Below are 18,609 nucleotides of genomic sequence, written 5' to 3' on the forward strand. Positions count from 1 at the left end.
CGATCCGCCAGCCGATCGGCGGGGTTCGGTCGGCGGGGGTGTTTCCCTCGGGACAGGGAGCCGGACCGCTCTGGAAATGCGTCGGTGCCACCTTGGAATTGCGCGCCTGCCACCTTGTGCGGATTCCTCTTGAGGCCCGTCCGCGGACCCGGATATACCTGGGGCCGAGGGAAATCCGAGCGACATCGGAGGCATGGTGAAGTTCAACATTCTGGGTCCGTTGGAAGTCCTCGACAAGGGAATTCCGTGTACCCCGAGCGCGCTGAAGGTCCGCTGGACGCTGGCGGTCCTGCTCGTGAACGCGAACCGGATCGTGGACCTCGGCCTCATCATCGAGGAGATCTGGGGCAGCAGCCCGCCACGCACGGTGGTCACCACCGCGCAGACGTACATCTACCAACTGCGCAAGCTCTGCCGTCCGCTGGGCCGCGAGGTCATCCTCACCAAGGCCCCCGGCTACGTGCTGCTGCTGGGGGAGGAGGAGCTGGACGCCCAGGAGTTCGAGCGGCTGCACCACGAGGGGGACCGGCTGCTGGCCGCCGGCCACCCCGAGGCGGCCGCCCAGCGGCTGCGGCAGGCGCTGGACCTGTGGCGGGGCGCCGCCCTGGCGGACATCCCGGTGGGTGCTCCGCTCGCCGGTCACGTCGCCGTCCTGGAGGAGATGCGCCTGCGCGCCCTGGAGCACCGCATCCTGGCCGACCGGCAGCTCGGGCGCCACCGGGAACTCATTCCCGAACTAAGACTGTTGACCCTGCATCAGCCGATGAACGAGTGGTACCACGAGCAGCTCATGCTCGCCCTGGACGCCGCCGGGCGGCGGAGCGAGGCCCTGCACGTCTACCGCGTGCTCTACCGCCGACTCGACGAGGACCTCGGCATCGCCCCCTCCCGACCGCTGCAGGAGCTGCACAACGACCTGCTCAGCGGCACGTCGCCCACTCGGCAGGAGTTCCAGGCGCTTGCCGCGCGGGCGATGGAGCAGGGCCTGCGGGCCCGTTCGGCCTGAGGCCGGTCCCGGCCGAGCCCTGCTCCGCTCCCTGCCGGGGCCGTCGTCCCCGCAGGGGTCCGCGCCGGACCGGTCCACCGCGGACGGATCCGCGCCGGACCGGTCCTCGGGGCTCAGGCCCGGCCGGCCGGGACCAGCATGGAAGCGGCCCGGGCCTTGTTCACGGCGTCGATCCGGGAGACGGCGTTGAGCTTGACGAACACGTTCCGGAGATGGCGCTTGACGGTGCCGGGCGAGATGCAGAGCCGGCCCGCGATGGCCGAGTTGCTCAGCCCGTTCGCGACCAGGCCCATGACCTCCCGCTCGCGTCCGGACAGCCGGTTGCCGCGCTGGCCGGCCATCCAGTCGAGGCCGGAGCGCGAGGCCATGATGTAGACCCGCTCCCGGTCCGAGGTCAGGCCCCGGATCACCGAGCCGAGGCACTCCCCGGCCGCGTCCTCGGCCAGGTAGGCGTGCACACCGCTGCTGAGGTACGTCTCCATCTCGCCGGGGTGGTCCCGCCGGCTCAGTACGACCACCCGGGTGCCCCGGTCGAGCAGGCGCTCGAGGCCCCGCTCGGTGTCGGCCACCGACTCGCCCGCTCCGTACACCACGACGTCCACGGGGTGCCCGGCCATGACGGCGAGTGCTTCGTCCAGGCCGCCGACGGCGGCGCGGAGGACGAGGTCGGGCTCGGCCGACAGCAGGGCCTGCAGGCCCGTGCGCAGCAGGACGTTGTCCTCGACGACGAGAACCGACGGATGGTTGTTGCCGACTGACACGGTTGACCCCCGATGGCGACAGGCGCGAGTGACCGATGAGTGGAGCGATCCGGGCTGGCCGCGGCGGGCGGTGCGGTGGACGCCCCGGGCCCGGTGACGGGCCCAAGAGAACCGATTCTTCGGAGTGGGGCCCGGAGGGTGTGCGGGCCGGGATCGGGCCGTGGAGCGGCCGGGCCGGGGTCGCTGCGGGGTGGGCCGTGCCGCGGGGGCCGGGACGGCCCGGGCTGTCCTGGAGCCGTCGGCCGATCGGGCGGCCGCGGCACGGGCCGGTGCGGCCACGCCCGTGAACTGGCGTGAGGCCTCTGGCCGGCCGGGGAAAGCAGCCATGCGAAGTCCTCCCGTGGGTGGCGGTCGGGTAGGTGTACGTGTTCGTTCTCGCGTGTGAGGAAGGCACGGCCGGGCGGCTTCCGGGCCGCCACACACGCGGCCGGCCGGGGTTCACGATCCGGGCCCGCCCGCGGCGGCCGCCGGTCACCCGCCCCGCCGCCCGGGTGGCTCGGTTCGTTCGCGACCCGGGCTGAGGAGAACCTAACCCGATTCTTACTTTCCGCCCAAGGGCGGTTTTTCGCCGCACGAACGACGCTAGATCACGGGACGATCTCGCTCTCCGCGCATGTGACCGGGGTAACGTCGGACAAATCCGGCCGCCGGTGATTGGCGACTTCGGAACCAGGGGAGGGGAGCCGGGGGTGTCCGGATCCCGCCGGTCGACGGCCGGCTGACCAAACCTGCGGGAATCACGTGAAGGACCGGGCGGTCGATCCCACATCCAGAAGTTCTTCGACACCGTCCGCCGTGACTCCTCGTCAAGATCCGGCGGGGCGAACGGGAACGTGGCGCCGAAGGCAACCCGACGCGCCCGGGCACGGCGCTGCCGGAGGTGTGATGGCACGCACCACGGTGCGTGCGCCGGGGAACGTGAGCCGTCGTTCCGGCCGGACGACCCCTAGCCGCGCCGCCAGCGGTTGGTGATCGGCAGCCGGCGGTCCCGGCCGAAGTTCTTGACCGAGATCTTCGGGCCCGGCGGGTACTGGCGCCGCTTGTACTCGGCGGTGTCGACCAGTCGCACCACCCGGTCCACCACGGCCGGGTCGAAGCCGGCCGCGACGATCGCGTCCCGGCCCTCGTCGCCCTCGATGTAGCGGGCCAGCACGCTGTCCAGCAGGTCGTAGTCCGGCAGCGAGTCGGTGTCCTTCTGGTCCGGCCGCAGCTCGGCGGACGGCGGCTTGACGATGGTGTTCTCCGGGATCGGCGGCACCTCGCCGCGCCGCTCGGCCTCCTCGTTGCGCCAGCGGGCCAGCCGGAAGACCAGCGACTTGTAGACGTCCTTGATCGGCCCGAACGCGCCCACCGAGTCGCCGTACAGGGTCGAGTAGCCGACCGCCAGCTCGCTCTTGTTGCCGGGCGCGAGCACGATGTGCCCCTCCTGGTTGGAGATCGCCATCAGCAGGGTGCCGCGCAGCCGGGACTGCAGGTTCTCCTCGGCCAGGCCGGTCAGCTCGGTGGCGCCCAGGTAGGCGTCGAACATCGGGGCGATGGAGACGGTCCGGAAGTGCAGTCCGGTGCGGCGGGCCAGCTCGGCCGCGTCGTCCTTGGAGTGCTCGGAGGAGTAGCGGCTGGGCATCGAGACGCAGTGGACGTTCTCGGCGCCGATCGCGTCCACCGCGATCGAGGCCACCAGCGCCGAGTCGATGCCGCCGGAGAGGCCGATCAGCACCGACCGGAAGCCGTTCTTGGCGACGTACGCCCGGGTGCCGGAGACCAGCGCGGCCCAGATCTCGGCCTCGTCGGACAGCCGCGGCGCGATCCCGGCGGTCAGCCGGTCGGCGGGCGCCGGCTGCGGCTCGCCGCCCAGCTCGGTGCGGACCAGGTGCAGCCCGTCGCTCAACAGCAGGCCGTCGGTGTGGTCGCTGCTGGCGGCCGGCAGGTCGAGGTCGAGGATCAGCAGGTGCTCCTCGAACTGCGGGGAGCGGGCGAGGACTTCGCCATCCGCGCCGACCACGATCGAGTCGCCGTCGAAGACCAGCTCGTCCTGGCCGCCGACCATGTTGACGTAGGCCAGGGTGCAGCCCGCCTCGGCCGCCCGGCGCCGGACCAGCTCCAGCCGCTGGTCGTCCTTGTTCCGCTCGTACGGCGAGCCGTTGACGACCAGCAGGAGGCCGGCCTCGGCCTCGCGGGCCGCGGTGACCCGGCCGCCGTCCTGCCAGATGTCCTCGCAGACGGCCAGCGCGACGTCCACCCCGTGCACCCGGACCACCGGCAGCTGGTCGCCCGGGACGAACCAGCGGAACTCGTCGAACACGCCGTAGTTGGGCAGGTGGTGCTTGGCGAAGCGGGTCACCACCTCGCCCCGGTGCAGCAGGGCGGCGCAGTTCTGCGGCGACCCGGCCGGGCGGTTGAAGCGCGGCGAGGCGTGTTCGGAGCGCCCGAGGTAGCCGACCACCACCGGCACCTCGCCCAGCCCGTCCGCCGCCAGCCGGCCGGCCAGCTCGACCAGCGCGGCGCGGGAGGCCTCGACGAAGGAACGGCGCAGGGCGAGGTCCTCGACCGGGTACCCGGTGAGGGCCATCTCGGGGAAGGCGACCAGCTGCGCGCCGGCCTCGACGGCCTGCTTGGTCCAGCGCACCACCTCATCGCTGTTGCGGGCGAGGTCACCGACCCAGGGGTCGATCTGGCTCAGGGCGAGACGGAGATTGGGCATGTCCCCGAGTGTAATCGTCTATCTGACGCGATGTCCCGCGCGGGGGGCGGGCCGGGCTCCCGTCCGGGGGTCGGCACTGCCGCCCCGGCCGGTGATCGGCCATGATGGGGACATGCACGGCCAGGGGCCTTCCGCGGGCCCCCCGGGCGTAACACGAGCGTAAAGAGCAGAGGTGAGACTGTCCCCATGGGCAAGCAGCAGCAGTTCGTGCTTCGGACGCTCGAAGAGCGTGACATCAGGTTCGTCCGGCTGTGGTTCACCGACGTGCTCGGGTTCCTCAAGTCGGTTGCGGTGGCGCCGGCCGAGCTGGAGCAGGCCTTCGAGGAGGGCATCGGGTTCGACGGCTCCGCGATCGAGGGCTTCGCCCGGGTCTACGAGTCCGACATGATCGCCAAGCCGGACCCGACCACCTTCCAGATCCTGCCGTGGCGCTCGGAGACCCCGGGCACCGCCAGGATGTTCTGCGACATCCTGATGCCGGACGGCTCGCCCTCCTACGCCGACCCCCGGTTCGTGCTGAAGCGCACCCTGGAGAAGGCCTCCGACCAGGGCTTCACCTTCTACACCCACCCGGAGATCGAGTTCTTCCTGCTGAAGAACCTGCCCGGCGACGGCACCGCGCCGGTCCCCGCCGACCAGTCCGGCTACTTCGACCACACCCCGCGCGGGGTCGGCCACGACTTCCGCCGGCAGGCGATCACCATGCTGGAGTCGATGGGCATCTCGGTCGAGTTCTCGCACCACGAGGGCGCCCCCGGCCAGCAGGAGATCGACCTGCGCTACGCCGACGCGCTGTCCACCGCCGACAACATCATGACCTTCCGGCTGGTCATGAAGGAGGTCGCGCTGGAGCAGGGCGTGCACGCGAGCTTCATGCCCAAGCCTTTCTCCGAGCACCCCGGCAGCGGCATGCACACCCACGTCTCGCTGTTCGAGGGCGACCGCAACGCCTTCCACGAGTCCGGCGCCGAGTACCAGCTCTCCAAGGTCGGCAGGTCCTTCATCGCCGGCCTGCTGAAGCACGCCGCCGAGACCGCCGCCGTCACCAACCAGTGGGTGAACTCCTACAAGCGGATCTGGGGCGGCTCCCAGCGCACCGCCGGGGCCGGCGGCGAGGCGCCGTCCTACATCTGCTGGGGCCACAACAACCGCTCGGCGCTGATCCGGGTGCCGATGTACAAGCCGGGCAAGCAGGGATCCACCCGGATCGAGGTCCGTTCCCTCGACACCGGCTGCAACCCCTACCTCGCCTACGCCGTCACCCTCGCGGCCGGCCTGAAGGGCATCGAGGAGGGCTACGAGCTCCCGCCCGGCGCCGACGACGACGTGTGGGCGCTGTCCGACTCCGAGCGCCGCGCCCTCGGGATCCAGCCGATGCCGCAGAACCTCGGCGAGGCCATCGACCTGATGCAGCGCAGCGAACTCGTCGCCGAGACGCTGGGCGAGCACGTGTTCGACTTCTTCCTGCGCAACAAGCGCCAGGAGTGGGAGGAGTACCGCTCCGAGGTCACCCCGTTCGAGCTGCGCAAGAACCTCCAGGTGCTCTGAGCGGGCAGCGGCCGCGCGAACCGCTTCCGGCCCGTCGTGGTCCGGCCCGCCGTCGTCCGGCCCGTCGTCGTCCAGGGAGGACGGCGGCGGGCCTTCGCGTGGCGTGGATCCGTACGTCCGTTCGGCCGGCCCGGCGGCCCGTACGTCCACCCGGCGGTCGTGTCCGGCGCCGGGCCGCGCGGGCGCGTAACCTGCTGGGGCGGACGGATGGAGGGGCCGATGGCGGCGGAGGAACAGCGGGCCGGGAGCCGGGTCAGCAGGCCGGAGAACCGGCTGGTCCGGCGTGGGTTCGGCGATCCGGCACGGGCGGTGCGGCTGTTGGAGGGCCCCGGGCTGGAGGGGCTGGCCGACGATCCCGTGCTGCTGGACGCGCTCGGCGCCACCGCCGACCCCGACCTCGCGCTGCTCGGCCTGGCCCGGCTGATGGAGGCCGCCGACGAGGCCGACCGGCACACCCTGCGCGACACCCTCACCACCTCCAAACCGCTGCGCGACCGGCTGCTCGGCGTGCTCGGCGTCTCCACCGCGCTCGGCGACCACCTGGCCCGGCACCCGCACGACTGGCACACGCTGGTCACCTTCGAACTGCGCGACATGCACCCCGGCCCGGAGGACTTCCGGCGCGCCCTCGGCGAGGGCGTCCGCGGCGGCCACCGCCGCCCGGCGGACGCGCTGCGGATCGCCTACCGCCGCTGCCTGCTCACCATCGCCGCCCGCGACCTCACCGGCACCACCGACCTGACCCGGACCGCCGCCGAGCTCGCCGACCTGGCCGGCGCCACCCTGCAGACCGCCCTGGACCTCGCCGCCGAGCAGGACCCGGAGGCCGCCGCGGCCTGCCGGCTCGCGGTGATCGGCATGGGCAAGTGCGGCGGCCGCGAACTCAACTACGTCTCGGACGTGGACGTCATCTTCGTCGCCGAGCCGCGCGAGGGCGTGGACGAGCACACGGCGGTCAAGGCCGCCACCCGGCTGGCCGCCGCCCTCACCCGGCTCTGCGCGGACACCACCGGCGAGGGCACCATCTGGCCGGTGGACGCCAACCTGCGCCCCGAGGGCCGCAACGGCCCGCTGGTGCGCACCCTGGCCAGCCACCTCGCCTACTACCAGCGCTGGGCCAAGACCTGGGAGTTCCAGGCGCTGCTCAAGGCCCGCCCGGTCGCCGGGGACGCCGAACTCGGCGCCGCGTACGTCGACGCGCTCGCCCCGCTGGTCTGGCAGGCCGCCGCCCGGGAGAACTTCGTCGCCGACGTGCAGCAGATGCGCCGCCGGGTGATCGACTCCATCCCGGCCACCGAACTGGACCGCCAGCTCAAGCTCGGCCCCGGCGGGCTGCGCGACGTCGAGTTCTCCGTCCAGCTGCTCCAACTGGTGCACGGCCGCACCGACCCGGCGCTGCGCAGCGGCAACACCCTGGAGGCGCTGGCCGCGCTCTCCCGCGGCGGGTACGTCGGCCGGGCGGACGCGGCCTCGCTGGACACCGCGTACCGCTTCCTGCGCTCGCTGGAGCACCGGATCCAGCTCCACCGGCTGCGCCGCACCCACCTGATGCCCACCGGGGCCGAGGACCTGCGCCGGCTGGCCCGCTCGCTGACCGCGCTGATCAACGACGACACCCGCGCCGACCCGGTCGCCGCGCTGCAGCGCGAGTGGAAGCGGCACGCGGTGGAGGTCCGGCGGCTGCACGAGAAGCTGTTCTACCGGCCGCTGCTCGACGCCGTCGCCGAGCTGCCGCCGGGCGCCGCCGGGCTGACCCCGGACGCCGCCCGGGCCCGGCTGGAGGCGCTCGGCTACGCGGACCCGGCGGCCGCGCTGCGGCACCTCAGCGCGCTGGCCTCCGGGGTGAGCCGCAAGGCGGCGATCCAGCGCACCCTGCTGCCGGTCCTGCTCGGCTGGTTCGCCGACTCGGCCGACCCGGACGCCGGGCTGCTCAACTTCCGCCAGGTGTCCGACGCGCTCGGCCGCACCCCCTGGTACCTGCGGCTGCTGCGGGACGAGAGCGCCGCGGCCGAACAGCTGGCCCGGGTGCTCTCGGCCGGCCGGCTCGCGCCCGACCTGCTGCTGCGCGCCCCGGAGGCGGTGGCCATGCTGGGCGACCCGCAGGGCCTGGAACCGCGCGGGCGGGCGGCGCTGCAGTCGGAGATCCTGGCCGCCGTCGGCCGGGCCGGGTCCACCACGGCCGCCGTGGCCGCCGCCCGCTCGGTGCGCCGCCGGGAGCTGTTCCGCACGGCCGCCGCGGACGTCCTCGGCCGGCTCGGGGAGGACCCCGCCGAGGCGCTGGACACCGCGGGGGAGGCGCTCACCGCGATCAACGCCGCCACCCTGCAGGGCGCGCTGCGGGCCTGCGTCGCGGGCTGGGAGGCCGAGCACGGAGACCTGCCGACCCGGATCTCGGTGGTCGCGATGGGCCGCTTCGGCGGCCACGAACTGGGCTACGGCTCGGACGCCGACGTGCTCTTCGTGCACGAGCCGCTGCTCGGCTCGCTGGAGGAGGAGGCCGCCCGGGCCGCCCAGGCGGTCTGCCACGAGCTGCGCACCCTGCTGGGCGCGCCGTCCACCGAGCCGCCGCTGCTGGTCGACGCCGACCTGCGGCCGGAGGGGCGCAGCGGCCCGCTGGTGCGCAGCCTCGCCTCGTACGCGGCGTACTACCGGCGCTGGTCGCACGCCTGGGAGAGCCAGGCGCTGCTGCGGGCCGAGCCGGTGGCCGGGGACGAGGAGCTGGGCGCGCGGTTCCGGCAGCTGATCGACCCGCTGCGTTACCCGGGCAGCGGGGTGCCGGAGCGGGACCTGGTGGAGATCCGTCGGATCAAGGCCCGGGTCGAGGCCGAGCGGCTGCCGCGCGGGGCCGACCCGACCACCCACACCAAGATCGGGCGGGGCGGGCTGGCGGACGTGGAGTGGACGGTGCAGCTGCTCCAGCTGCGGCACGGGCACGGGCTGCCGGCCCTGCGCACCACCCGGACCAGGGCGGCGCTGGCGGCCGCGGTCGCGGCCGGGCTCGTCCGCCGGGAGGACGCGGAGGTGCTGGAGGCGGCCTGGGTGCTGGCCTCCCGGGTGCGGGCGGCGGTGATGCTGGTGCGCGGCCGGCCCGGGGACAGCTTCCCCGGGGAGGCCCGGGAGCTGTCCGGGGTGGCCCGCTACCTCGGGTACGGCGCCGGGCACAGCGGGGAGCTGCTGGACGACTACCGGCGGACCACCCGGCGGGCCCGGGTGGTGGTGGACCGGCTGTTCTACGGCCTCTGACACCCGTCGGACACGCGGAAGGGGCCCCGAGCGGGGCCCCTTCCGCGTGTCCGGCGGGTGCCGCGGTGCCGGCGGGTGCCGCGGCCGCTACCGGCGCGCGCTGCTGACCGCGGGCTCGCTCCACTGCTCCGGAACGGTGATCGGCTCCTCGGCCGCCGTCTCCCGGGCGGGCGTTTGTGGCAGCCGGTAGACCCACTCGTGGTAGAGCCAGCGGGCGGCGAGGAAGCCCACGCCGAGGCAGATCGCGCCGCCGACGGCGTCCATCCAGAAGTGGTTGGCGGTCGAGACGATGACCAGCAGGGTGGCGGCCGGGTACAGCAGGCCGAGTGCCCTGACCCACGCCCGGCGGGCCAGGAAGAAGATCGCCAGACCGCACCACGTCGACCAGCCGATGTGCATCGACGGCATCGCGGCGTACATGTTGGAGACGTGCGCGGCGGGCCCGGAGGCGAACGAGCCCCAGGTGCCGTGGGTCTTCACGGTGTCGATGAAGCCGCCGTCGGTCATCAGCCGGGGCGGGGCCAGCGGGAAGGCGTAGAAGCCGACCAGGGCGATCAGGGTGGTGACGAACAGCACCGTGCGGGCGGCGACGTAGCGCCCGGGGTGGCTTCGGTAGAGCCAGACCAGGACGCCGATCGTGATGATGAAGTGCAGCGTGGCGTAGTAGTAGTTCATCCCGGTGATGAGCCACCCGACGCCGTCCACCGCGTGGTTGACCGAGCGCTCGACCGCGATGCCGAGGTGCTGTTCGAGTTCCCAGATCCACCGCGCGTGCTTCTGGGCTATCGCTTCCTGCTCCGGGACGGCGTTCCGGACGATCGAGTAGATCCAGTAGCTGATCCCGATCAGGGCCAGCTCGAACCAGATCCGCGGCCGGGCCGGTGACCGGCGCTGCTCGCGGAAACGCTTGCGCAGTGCGGCGCCTCGGGACTGGGCGGCACGGGTGGCTCCGTCGGGCAGGCGGCCGGACTCGGCCGTCGCTGCCTCGGAACCGCCACCGCTGGCCGCTTCGGCGCGCCCGGCGTCGCCTCGCTGGATCTCGGTCGGTTCCCCCATGGACGAGAAGTCTGCCAGACCGCTCGTAGCCGTCTGCTCATCCTCTGGAAGTGGATTCTTCACCGGCTGTCCCCCTTGAGGGCTAGGGGCCGGCTCCCACCGGGGTCGGGGGTGCGCGGGGTTCTGGTACCAACCGGTGGGACGGACATACGTCCCATTGTCACGCCCGGCGTTCCGGGGGAGTAATCGGGGTGCTCGGAGGCGGTCGGCGACCTGGATTTTCCCGGAACGAAACGGTTTCTGCATCTTGCTGAAACATATTGCAGGCCGCTAGCTTCCTGGGAAATCGATCGCCTTCCCCCATGGGAGCCCTCAGTGGCCGATGTCCCGCTCCGTCCCCGACGGAGCAGATCCCCCCGCAGTCCCGGCCGCACGGCCGTCCTGCTGGCCGCCGCGCTGACCGCGGCCACCCTCGGCGGCGCCCCCGCGGCCCTCGCCGCCGCCCCGCCGGCCCCGCCCTCGGACGCCGCGCTGGCGGCCACCGCCGGGCGGCACGACCTCACCCGGGAGCAGTTCTACTTCGTCCTGCCCGACCGCTTCGCCGACGGCGACCCGTCCAACGACACCGGCGGCATCACCGGCGGGCGGCTGGACAACGGCTTCGACCCCGCCGACAAGGGCTTCTACCACGGCGGCGACCTGGCCGGCCTGATCCGGCAGCTCGACTACATCCAGGACCTCGGCACCACCGCGATCTGGATGGCGCCGATCTTCAAGAACAAGCCGGTGCAGGGCAGCGGCGCGGAAGCCTCGGCCGGCTACCACGGCTACTGGATCACCGACTTCACCCAGGTCGACCCGCACTTCGGCACCAACGAGCAGCTCAAGGAGCTGATAGCCAAGGCGCACGCCCGCGGCATCAAGGTCTTCTTCGACGTCATCACCAACCACACCGCCGACGTCATCGACGCCGCCGAGCAGCAGCACGGCTACCGCTCGACGGGCGCCTACCCGACGCTCGACGCCGACGGGAAGCCGGTGGACGAGACCGCCGTCGCCGATGCTCCCCCAGCCTCCGGCCGGGAGGTGCCCCCAGCGCCCCCGTGGCCGCGGATCACCAAGGACTCCTTCCCGTACACCCCGGTCTTCCGCAACCCCGCCGACGCGACCGCCAAGACCCCGTCCTGGCTCAACGACCCCTCGCTCTACCACAACCGGGGCGACTCGACCTTCGTCGGCGAGTCCGCGACCGAGGGCGACTTCAGCGGTCTGGACGACCTCGACACCCAGAACCCCCGGGTGGTGCAGGGCTTCGAGAAGGTCTACCAGCAGTGGGTCAAGGACGCCGGCGTGGACGGCTTCCGGATCGACACCGTCAAGCACGTCGACATGGCGTTCTGGCAGCAGTGGGCGCCCGCGCTCAAGGACTTCGCCGCCAAGCAGGGCAACAAGAAGTTCTTCATGTTCGGCGAGGTCTACTCCGGCGACCCGGCGGTCACCTCGCCCTACGTCACCAAGGGCAGGCTGCAGGCCACCCTGGACTTCCCGTTCCAGGGCGCGGCCCGGTCCTACGTCTCCCAGGGCGGTTCGGCGAAGGCCCTCGCCGACGTCTACGGCCAGGACTACCGCTACACCGGCGCCGACACCGACGCGTACGAGCTGCCGACCTTCCTCGGCAACCACGACATGGGCCGCTTCGGCTCCTTCCTGCTCGCCGACAACCCGGGCGCCGACGAGGCGACCCTGCTGAAGAAGGACCGGCTCGGCACCGAGCTGCAGTTCCTCACCCGCGGCCAGCCCGTCGTCTACTACGGCGACGAGCAGGGCTTCACCGGCGCGGGCGGCGACAAGGACGCCCGGCAGGACCTGTTCGCCTCGAAGACCCCCTCCTACAACAGCGACCGGGTGCTCGGCGGCCCCTCCGGCCCGGCCGACCGGTACGGGCAGGACGGCGAGCTCTACCGGGGCATCGCGGGGCTGGCCCGGTTGCGCCGGGACAACCCGGCGCTGGCCGACGGCGCCCAGATCGAGCGGTACGCCGCCGACGGCGCCGGCGTCTACGCCTTCTCCCGGATCGACGCGGGGCAGCAGGTCGAGTACCTGGTGGCGGTCAACAACGCCACCGAGGCGAAGACCGTCACGCTGGACACCTTCTCGGCCGGGACGGGCTTCGACCGGATCTACCCGACGGCGGGGGAGCGCGTCACCAGCGGCGCGGACCGCAAGGTGACCGTCACCGTCCCCGCGCTCTCCGCCGTGGTGCTCAAGGCGGCCGGCCGGCTCGCGCCCGTCGGGGCTGCGCCGCAGCTCTCGGTGGCCCCGCCCGCGGACGGGGCCACCGGCCTGGTCACGGTCGGCGCCGCGGTCGACGGCGGCGGCTTCGACCGGGTGAGCTTCGCCGCCCAGATCGGCAACGGGCCCTGGCGGACGCTGGGCACCGCCGACACCGGGAAGTCCGGACCCGACGGCCGGAGGAACTTCCTGGTCACCCAGGACCTGGGTGCCGTCGCCCCCGGCACGGTCGTGCGCTACAAGTCCGTCGTGCAGGACTCCGGCGGCCACCTGCGCTCCGCCGCCGCGAGCTTCACCACCGGCACCCCCGCACCCAAGCCGGTGCCCACCGCCGGCGCCCGCCCGTACGCCGTCGTCCACTACAACCGGCCGGACGGCGACTACGACGGCTGGAACCTCTACGCCTGGGGCGACCTCGCCGACGGCGAGGCCACCCCGTGGCCGGCCGGGCACGCCTTCACCGGGCGGGACGCGTACGGCGCCTTCGCCTACGTGCGGCTCAAGCCGGGCGCCTCGGACGTCGGGTTCATCGTGGAGAAGAACGGCGTCAAGGACGTGGACGCCGACCGGCACGTCGACGTCGGCAGCACCGGCGAGGTGTGGCTGAAGCAGGGCGACCCGGCCGTGCGCACCGCCGACCCCGGCCCGCCGAACACGCAGCCGGCGAACACCGCCGTCATCCACTACAACCGGGCCGACGGCGACTACGACGGCTGGGGCCTGCACGACTGGACCGGCGCCGCCGCCCCCACCGACTGGGGCAAGCCGCTGACGCCGGTGCGCCGCGACGCCTTCGGCGCCGTCTTCGAGGTGCCGCTGGCCCCCGGCGCGACCGGCCTCAGCTACATCCTGCACAAGGGCAACGACAAGGACCTGCCCGCCGACCAGTCGCTGGACTTCGCCGTCAACGGCAAGGAGGTCTGGATCCTCGGCGGCCGCGAGGGCTACCTGCTGCCGCAGAACCCGGCCGCCTCCTCGCAGGTGGACCTCGGCAGCGCCAAGGCGCAGTGGATCGACGCGCGGACCGTCGTCGTCCCGGCGAACTACGGCGCCGGCGACGACGCCCTGGCCGGTGGCACCAGCGCCCAGCTGGTGTACGACCCGGCGGGCGGCATCAGGGCCGACAAGGGCGTGCTCACCGAGCCCGGCCGGTGGTTGCGGCTCACTCCGGTCAAGGGCGGGCTGACCGACGCGCAGAAGGCGAAGTACCCGCACCTCGCGGGCTACCGGGCCTTCACCGTGGACGCCCGGGACACCGCGCGCGTCCCGGCCGCGCTGCGCGGCCAGCTGCTGTTCACCGAACACCTGCCCAGCGGCGCGCTGCTGGCCGGGACCGGGGTGCAGATCCCGGGCGTGCTGGACGCGCTGTACGCCGGGCGGACCGGCAAGGTCGACTTCGGCCCGGCCTACTACGACGGCAAGGTGGCGCTGTCGCTGTGGGCGCCGACCGCGCAGGAGGTCTCCGTCCAGGTCTTCGACAGCCCCACCGGGGGCACCCCGAAGACGCTGCCGCTGAAGCTCGACGACGAGACCGGGGTCTGGGAAGTCGTCCGTGACAAGGGCGAGTTGGACGGCAAGTACTACCTGTACCAGGTGAAGGTCTGGGCCCCCTCGGTGCAGCGGGTGGTGGTCAACACCGTCACCGACCCGTACTCGGTGGCGCTGTCGACCGACTCGAAGCGCAGCCTGGTCGCGAACCTCGACGCCAAGGAGCTCAAGCCGGCCGGCTGGGACGACCACGCCCGCCCGCAGGCCGTGCCGCCCGGGCGGGAGCAGATCCAGGAACTGCACGTCCGGGACTTCTCGGTGGCGGACACCACCGTCCCGGCCGCCGAGCGGGGCACCTACCTGGCGTTCACCGAGTCGCAGTCGGCCGGCATGCGGCACCTGCGCGACCTGGCCGCGGCCGGGGTGACCACCGTCCACCTGCTGCCGACCTTCGACATCGCCACCATCCGGGAGAACCGGGCGGACCAGAAGCTGCCGGCCTGCGACCTCGGCTCCCTGCCCAAGGACGGCCCGAAGCAGCAGGAGTGCGTGGCCGCCGTCGCCGCCGACGACGCCTACAACTGGGGCTACGACCCGCTGCACTACGACGTGCCGGAGGGCTCCTACGCGACGGACCCGAACGGCGTCGCCCGGACCGTGCAGTTCCGGCAGATGGTGCAGGCGATGCACGCGGCCGGGCTGCGGGTGGTGCTCGACGTGGTCTACAACCACACCGCCGCGAGCGGGCAGGCCGAACACTCGGTGCTCGACCGGGTGGTCCCCGGCTACTACCAGCGGCTTGACGCCGACGGCAAGGTGACGGCCGACAGCTGCTGCGCCGACACCGCGCCCGAACACGCCATGATGAACCGGCTGGTGGTCGACTCGGTGACCCTGTGGGCCCGGGAGTACAAGGTGGACGGCTTCCGCTTCGACCTGATGGGCCTGGACCCGAAGTCCACCATGCTGGACGTGCAGGCCGCGCTGCGGAAGATGACGCCGGACTCGGACGGCGTGGACGGGAAGAACGTCCTGCTGTACGGCGAGGGCTGGAACTTCGGCGTCGTCGCGAACAACGCCCGGTTCGAGCAGGCCACCCAGCTCGCCATGGCCGGCACCGGCATCGCCACCTTCGACGACCGGATCCGCGACGCCGCGCGGGGCGGCACCTTCATGCTCTCCTCCGCGCCGCAACAGGGCTTCGCCTCGGGCCTGTTCACCGACCCGAACGGCTCGCCCGCGAACGGCACCCCGGAGGAGCAGAAGGCCCGGCTGCTGCACCAGATGGACCAGCTGAAGGTGGGACTGACCGGCAACCTGGCCGGGTACTCCTTCACCGACAGCTCCGGCAAGGCCGTCACCGGCGCCCAGGTCGACTACAACGGCTCCCCGACCGGGTACGCGGCCGAGCCGGGCGAGGCGGTGGAGTACGTGGACGCCCACGACAACACCGACCTCTTCGACGCGCTCGCGTACAAGCTGCCGACCGGCACCGCGCCCGCTGACCGGGCCCGGATGCAGGCGCTCGGGCTCTCGCTCACCGCGCTCACCCAGGGCGCGGGCTTCGCCCAGGCCGGCAGCGACCTGCTGCGCTCCAAGTCGCTCGACTCCAACTCCTACGACTCGGGCGACTGGTTCAACGCGATCCACTGGCCCGATCCGTCGACGGGGGCGGTGGACGGCAACGGCTGGGGCCGCGGCCTGCCGCCGGCGGCCGACAACCAGGCGATGTGGCCGACCGCGCGCTCCCTGCTGGCGAACCCGAAGCTGACCGTCGGCGCGGACGACATGCGGGCGGCCTCGGCGCAGTACCAGGAGTTCCTGCGGATCAAGCGGTCCTCGCCGCTGTTCTCCCTGCCCACCCTGGCCGCCGTCCAGCAGCGGCTCTCGTACCCGCTCTCCGGCACCGCCGGCGAGCGGCCCGGGGTGATCACCCTGCACCTGGACGGCACCGGACTGCCGGGGGCGGAGAAGGGCGTCACGGTGGTGTTCAACGCCACGCCCACCGCGCAGGAGCAGACCGTGGCGGCCCTGCGCGGGACGGGCCAGGCGCTGCACCCCGCGCAGGCGGGCGGGTCGGACCCGGTGGTGAAGCAGTCCGGCTTCGACGCCGCGACCGGTACGTTCACCGTGCCGGCGCGCACCGTGGCGGTGTTCGTCCAGCGCTGACCGCGGTGTTCGTCCGGTGCTGAGCGCGGTGCCGGTCCGGTGCCTTCCGCCGCACCGGACCGGCACCGGTTCGTGTACCCGGACAACTGTCAGGCCCCGCACCGCCGTTCGGGCGGGGCGGGGCCTGGTTCCGTTCCGGCCGCAGGATGGCCGGAAACGGCTCCTGGCACGGCCGGAACTGTGACGTGCCGCACCCGCCCGGCGCCGTCCGCCGCCCGCCCGGCCGGTTCGCGCTCCTGAGCGCTGGTCAGTGACCGCCGGTGGTGATCGAACTTTGTCAGGACCATGAAAACCGTGTTCACGAGTTTGCAATGCCGTAGCACAACTGACGAACCGCCATGCATACGGTTTCGGTAATGAACCGGCCAATCCGTGGCATGCATCTGTCATTGGCGGCCGGTTTGCTGCCACGATTCCCCCGGCTGCAGACGAGGGGGCCCCACCCCCCGGTGCAGCTGTTCCAGCCGAGGTGCAGCGCGTCCCGACCCTGCAACGGGTTGTGTGCACCGCAACCCGCTACCGCACCTCCGTCGTACCCGGCGGGGGCCCCCACTGCGCCGCAACCCCGCGGCCCAGGTTTCTCTCCACCGGCGCGAACCGGCGCCGGTCGGAAAAGGAGTCCGCATGTCCCGTTACGCTCACGCCCGGAAGGCAGCGGTCGTCATGGCCGCCACCACCGCGCTGCTGGTCACCGGCATACCGGTCATCGCCCAGGCGGCCACGCCGGACGCGCCGGCCGCCGTCGCGGCCCAGCAGACCACCCGGGCCGCGCTGATCGCCTCGGCGAACCAGCAGTCCGCCTCCCTCGCCCAGGCCCTCGGCCTGAGCGGCCAGGAGAAGCTGGTCACCAAGGACGTGGTCCAGGACGCCAACGGCGGTCGCCACCTGCGCTACGAGCGCACCTATGCCGGACTCCCCGTCCTCGGCGGCGACCTGATCGTCCACCAGGACGCGAACGGTGCCACCAAGAGCGTGACCAAGGCCAGCCAGGCCGACCTCACCGGCGTCGGCACCACCCCGGCCCAGGCCGCGCCGAAGGCCCAGGCCGCCGCGCTGGCCGTCGAGGCGGGCTCCGTCGACACCGCCCCCCGCCTGGTGGTGTGGGCCGCGGACGGCACCCCGAAGCTCGCCTGGGAGACCGTCATCGCCGGCCGCGAGTCGGACGGCACCCCGAGCAAGCTGCACGTGGTGACCGACGCCAAGACCGGTGACGTGCTCAGCAAGGCCGACGGCATCAAGCGCGGCTCCGGCACCGGCGTCTTCGTCGGCAACGTGCCGCTGACCACCACCCAGAGCGGCTCGACCTACTCGCTCAAGGACGCCAGCCGCGGCGGCCAGTACACCACCGACATGAAGAACGGCACCTCCGGCAACGGCACGCTGTTCTCGAAGTCCTCGGACACCTGGGGCAACGGCCAGGTCAGCAACCGCGAGTCGGCCGCCGTCGACGCCCAGTACGGTGCCGCCGTCACCTGGGACTTCTACAAGAACACCTTCGGCCGCAGCGGCATCAAGAACGACGGCGTCGGCGCCATGAGCCGGGTCCACTACGACACCGGCTACGTCAACGCGTTCTGGGACGACGGCTGCTTCTGCATGACCTACGGCGACGGTTCCGGCGACACCCACCCGCTGACCGAGCTCGACGTCGCGGGCCACGAGATGAGCCACGGCGTCACCTCCGCCACCGCCAACCTGAACTACTCGGGCGAGTCCGGCGGCCTCAACGAGGCCACCTCGGACATCTTCGGCTCGATGGTCGAGTTCTACGCCAACCTGCCCGCCGACAACCCGGACTACCTCATCGGCGAGCTGATCGACATCAACGGCAACGGCACGCCGCTGCGCTACATGGACAAGCCCTCCAAGGACGGCACCTCGGCCGACTCGTGGTACTCGGGCGTCGGCAACCTGGACGTGCACTACTCGTCCGGTGTCGCCAACCACTTCTTCTACCTGCTGGCCGAGGGCAGCGGCGCCAAGGTCATCAACGGCGTCAGCTACAACAGCCCGACGGTCAACAACATCACCGTCTCCGGCATCGGCCGGGACAAGGCGCAGCAGGTCTGGTACAAGGCGCTGACCGCGTACATGACCTCCACCACCGACTACGCGGCCGCCCGGACCGCGACCCTGAACGCGGCCACCGACCTGTACGGCGCGAACAGCGCCGAGTACAACCAGGTCGCCACCGCCTGGGCCGCCGTCAACGTCGGCTCGCTGCCGAACCCGGGCGGCGTCACCGTCACCAACCCGGGCAACCAGTCGACCGCCGTGGGCACCGCCGTCAACCTGGCCATCAAGGCCTCGGGCGGGACCGCTCCGCTGTCGTACTCGGCGACCGGTCTGCCGGCGGGTCTGGTGATCAACGCCTCGACGGGTGCGATCACCGGTACGCCGAGTGC

8 protein-coding genes are annotated in these 18,609 nt (G+C 72.6%); 5 read left to right on the forward strand and 3 right to left on the reverse strand.

Annotation, left to right across the window (positions count from 1 at the left end; genetic code table 11):
• Positions 1 to 220: 220 nt before the first annotated feature.
• On the forward strand, positions 221 to 1,006 hold the full coding sequence (locus tag AB0Q99_RS12670) for an AfsR/SARP family transcriptional regulator (protein ID WP_363570848.1): 786 nt from the start codon (positions 221 to 223) through the stop codon (positions 1,004 to 1,006).
• 113 nt (positions 1,007 to 1,119) lie between these two features.
• Here the strand turns inward: AB0Q99_RS12670 and AB0Q99_RS12675 are convergent, their stop codons facing one another.
• Positions 1,120 to 1,767, reverse strand: a complete 648-nt coding sequence (locus AB0Q99_RS12675; RefSeq protein ID WP_363570850.1) for a response regulator transcription factor — start codon at positions 1,765 to 1,767, stop codon at positions 1,120 to 1,122.
• A 946-nt stretch (positions 1,768 to 2,713) separates the two neighbouring features.
• The gene (locus tag AB0Q99_RS12680) at positions 2,714 to 4,468 is read right to left on the reverse strand and encodes an NAD+ synthase (protein ID WP_363570852.1); all 1,755 of its coding nucleotides are present in this window, start codon (positions 4,466 to 4,468) and stop codon (positions 2,714 to 2,716) included.
• A gap of 186 nt (positions 4,469 to 4,654) precedes the next feature.
• On the opposite strand from AB0Q99_RS12680, the gene glnA reads away from it, so the two are divergent.
• Positions 4,655 to 6,016, forward strand: a complete 1,362-nt coding sequence (gene glnA, locus AB0Q99_RS12685) for a type I glutamate--ammonia ligase (RefSeq protein ID WP_363570854.1) — start codon at positions 4,655 to 4,657, stop codon at positions 6,014 to 6,016.
• A 219-nt stretch (positions 6,017 to 6,235) separates the two neighbouring features.
• Positions 6,236 to 9,259, forward strand: a complete 3,024-nt coding sequence (locus AB0Q99_RS12690; RefSeq protein ID WP_363570856.1) for a bifunctional [glutamine synthetase] adenylyltransferase/[glutamine synthetase]-adenylyl-L-tyrosine phosphorylase — start codon at positions 6,236 to 6,238, stop codon at positions 9,257 to 9,259.
• Positions 9,260 to 9,346: 87 nt separating this feature from the next.
• Here the strand turns inward: AB0Q99_RS12690 and AB0Q99_RS12695 are convergent, their stop codons facing one another.
• Complete coding sequence (locus AB0Q99_RS12695; RefSeq protein ID WP_363570857.1) at positions 9,347 to 10,315, reverse strand: phosphatase PAP2 family protein; 969 nt, start codon at positions 10,313 to 10,315, stop codon at positions 9,347 to 9,349.
• Between the two features lie 315 nt (positions 10,316 to 10,630).
• Between AB0Q99_RS12695 and pulA the strand changes: the two genes are divergently transcribed.
• Both pulA and AB0Q99_RS12705 read left to right on the forward strand, forming a co-directional pair.
• A complete protein-coding gene (gene pulA / locus AB0Q99_RS12700) occupies positions 10,631 to 16,204 on the forward strand; it encodes a pullulanase-type alpha-1,6-glucosidase (protein WP_363570859.1) in 5,574 nt (1,857 codons plus the stop codon).
• A 624-nt stretch (positions 16,205 to 16,828) separates the two neighbouring features.
• Positions 16,829 to 18,609 (forward strand): M4 family metallopeptidase (locus AB0Q99_RS12705; RefSeq protein ID WP_363570861.1); only part of this gene is annotated, 1,781 nt, incomplete at its 3' end.

This window comes from Kitasatospora sp. NPDC086791, assembly GCF_040685975.1.
Classification (GTDB): Bacteria; Actinomycetota; Actinomycetes; order Streptomycetales; family Streptomycetaceae; genus Kitasatospora.

Bases quoted from the DNA above. Each gene is read 5' to 3' on its own strand.
- AB0Q99_RS12680 (WP_363570852.1), bottom strand. From the start codon at position 4,468: ATGCCCAATCTCCGTCTCGCCCTGAGCCAGATCGACCCCTGGGTCGGT.
- glnA (WP_363570854.1), top strand. From the start codon at position 4,655: ATGGGCAAGCAGCAGCAGTTCGTGCTTCGGACGCTCGAAGAGCGTGAC.
- AB0Q99_RS12690 (WP_363570856.1), top strand. From the start codon at position 6,236: ATGGCGGCGGAGGAACAGCGGGCCGGGAGCCGGGTCAGCAGGCCGGAG.
- AB0Q99_RS12695 (WP_363570857.1), bottom strand. From the start codon at position 10,315: ATGGGGGAACCGACCGAGATCCAGCGAGGCGACGCCGGGCGCGCCGAA.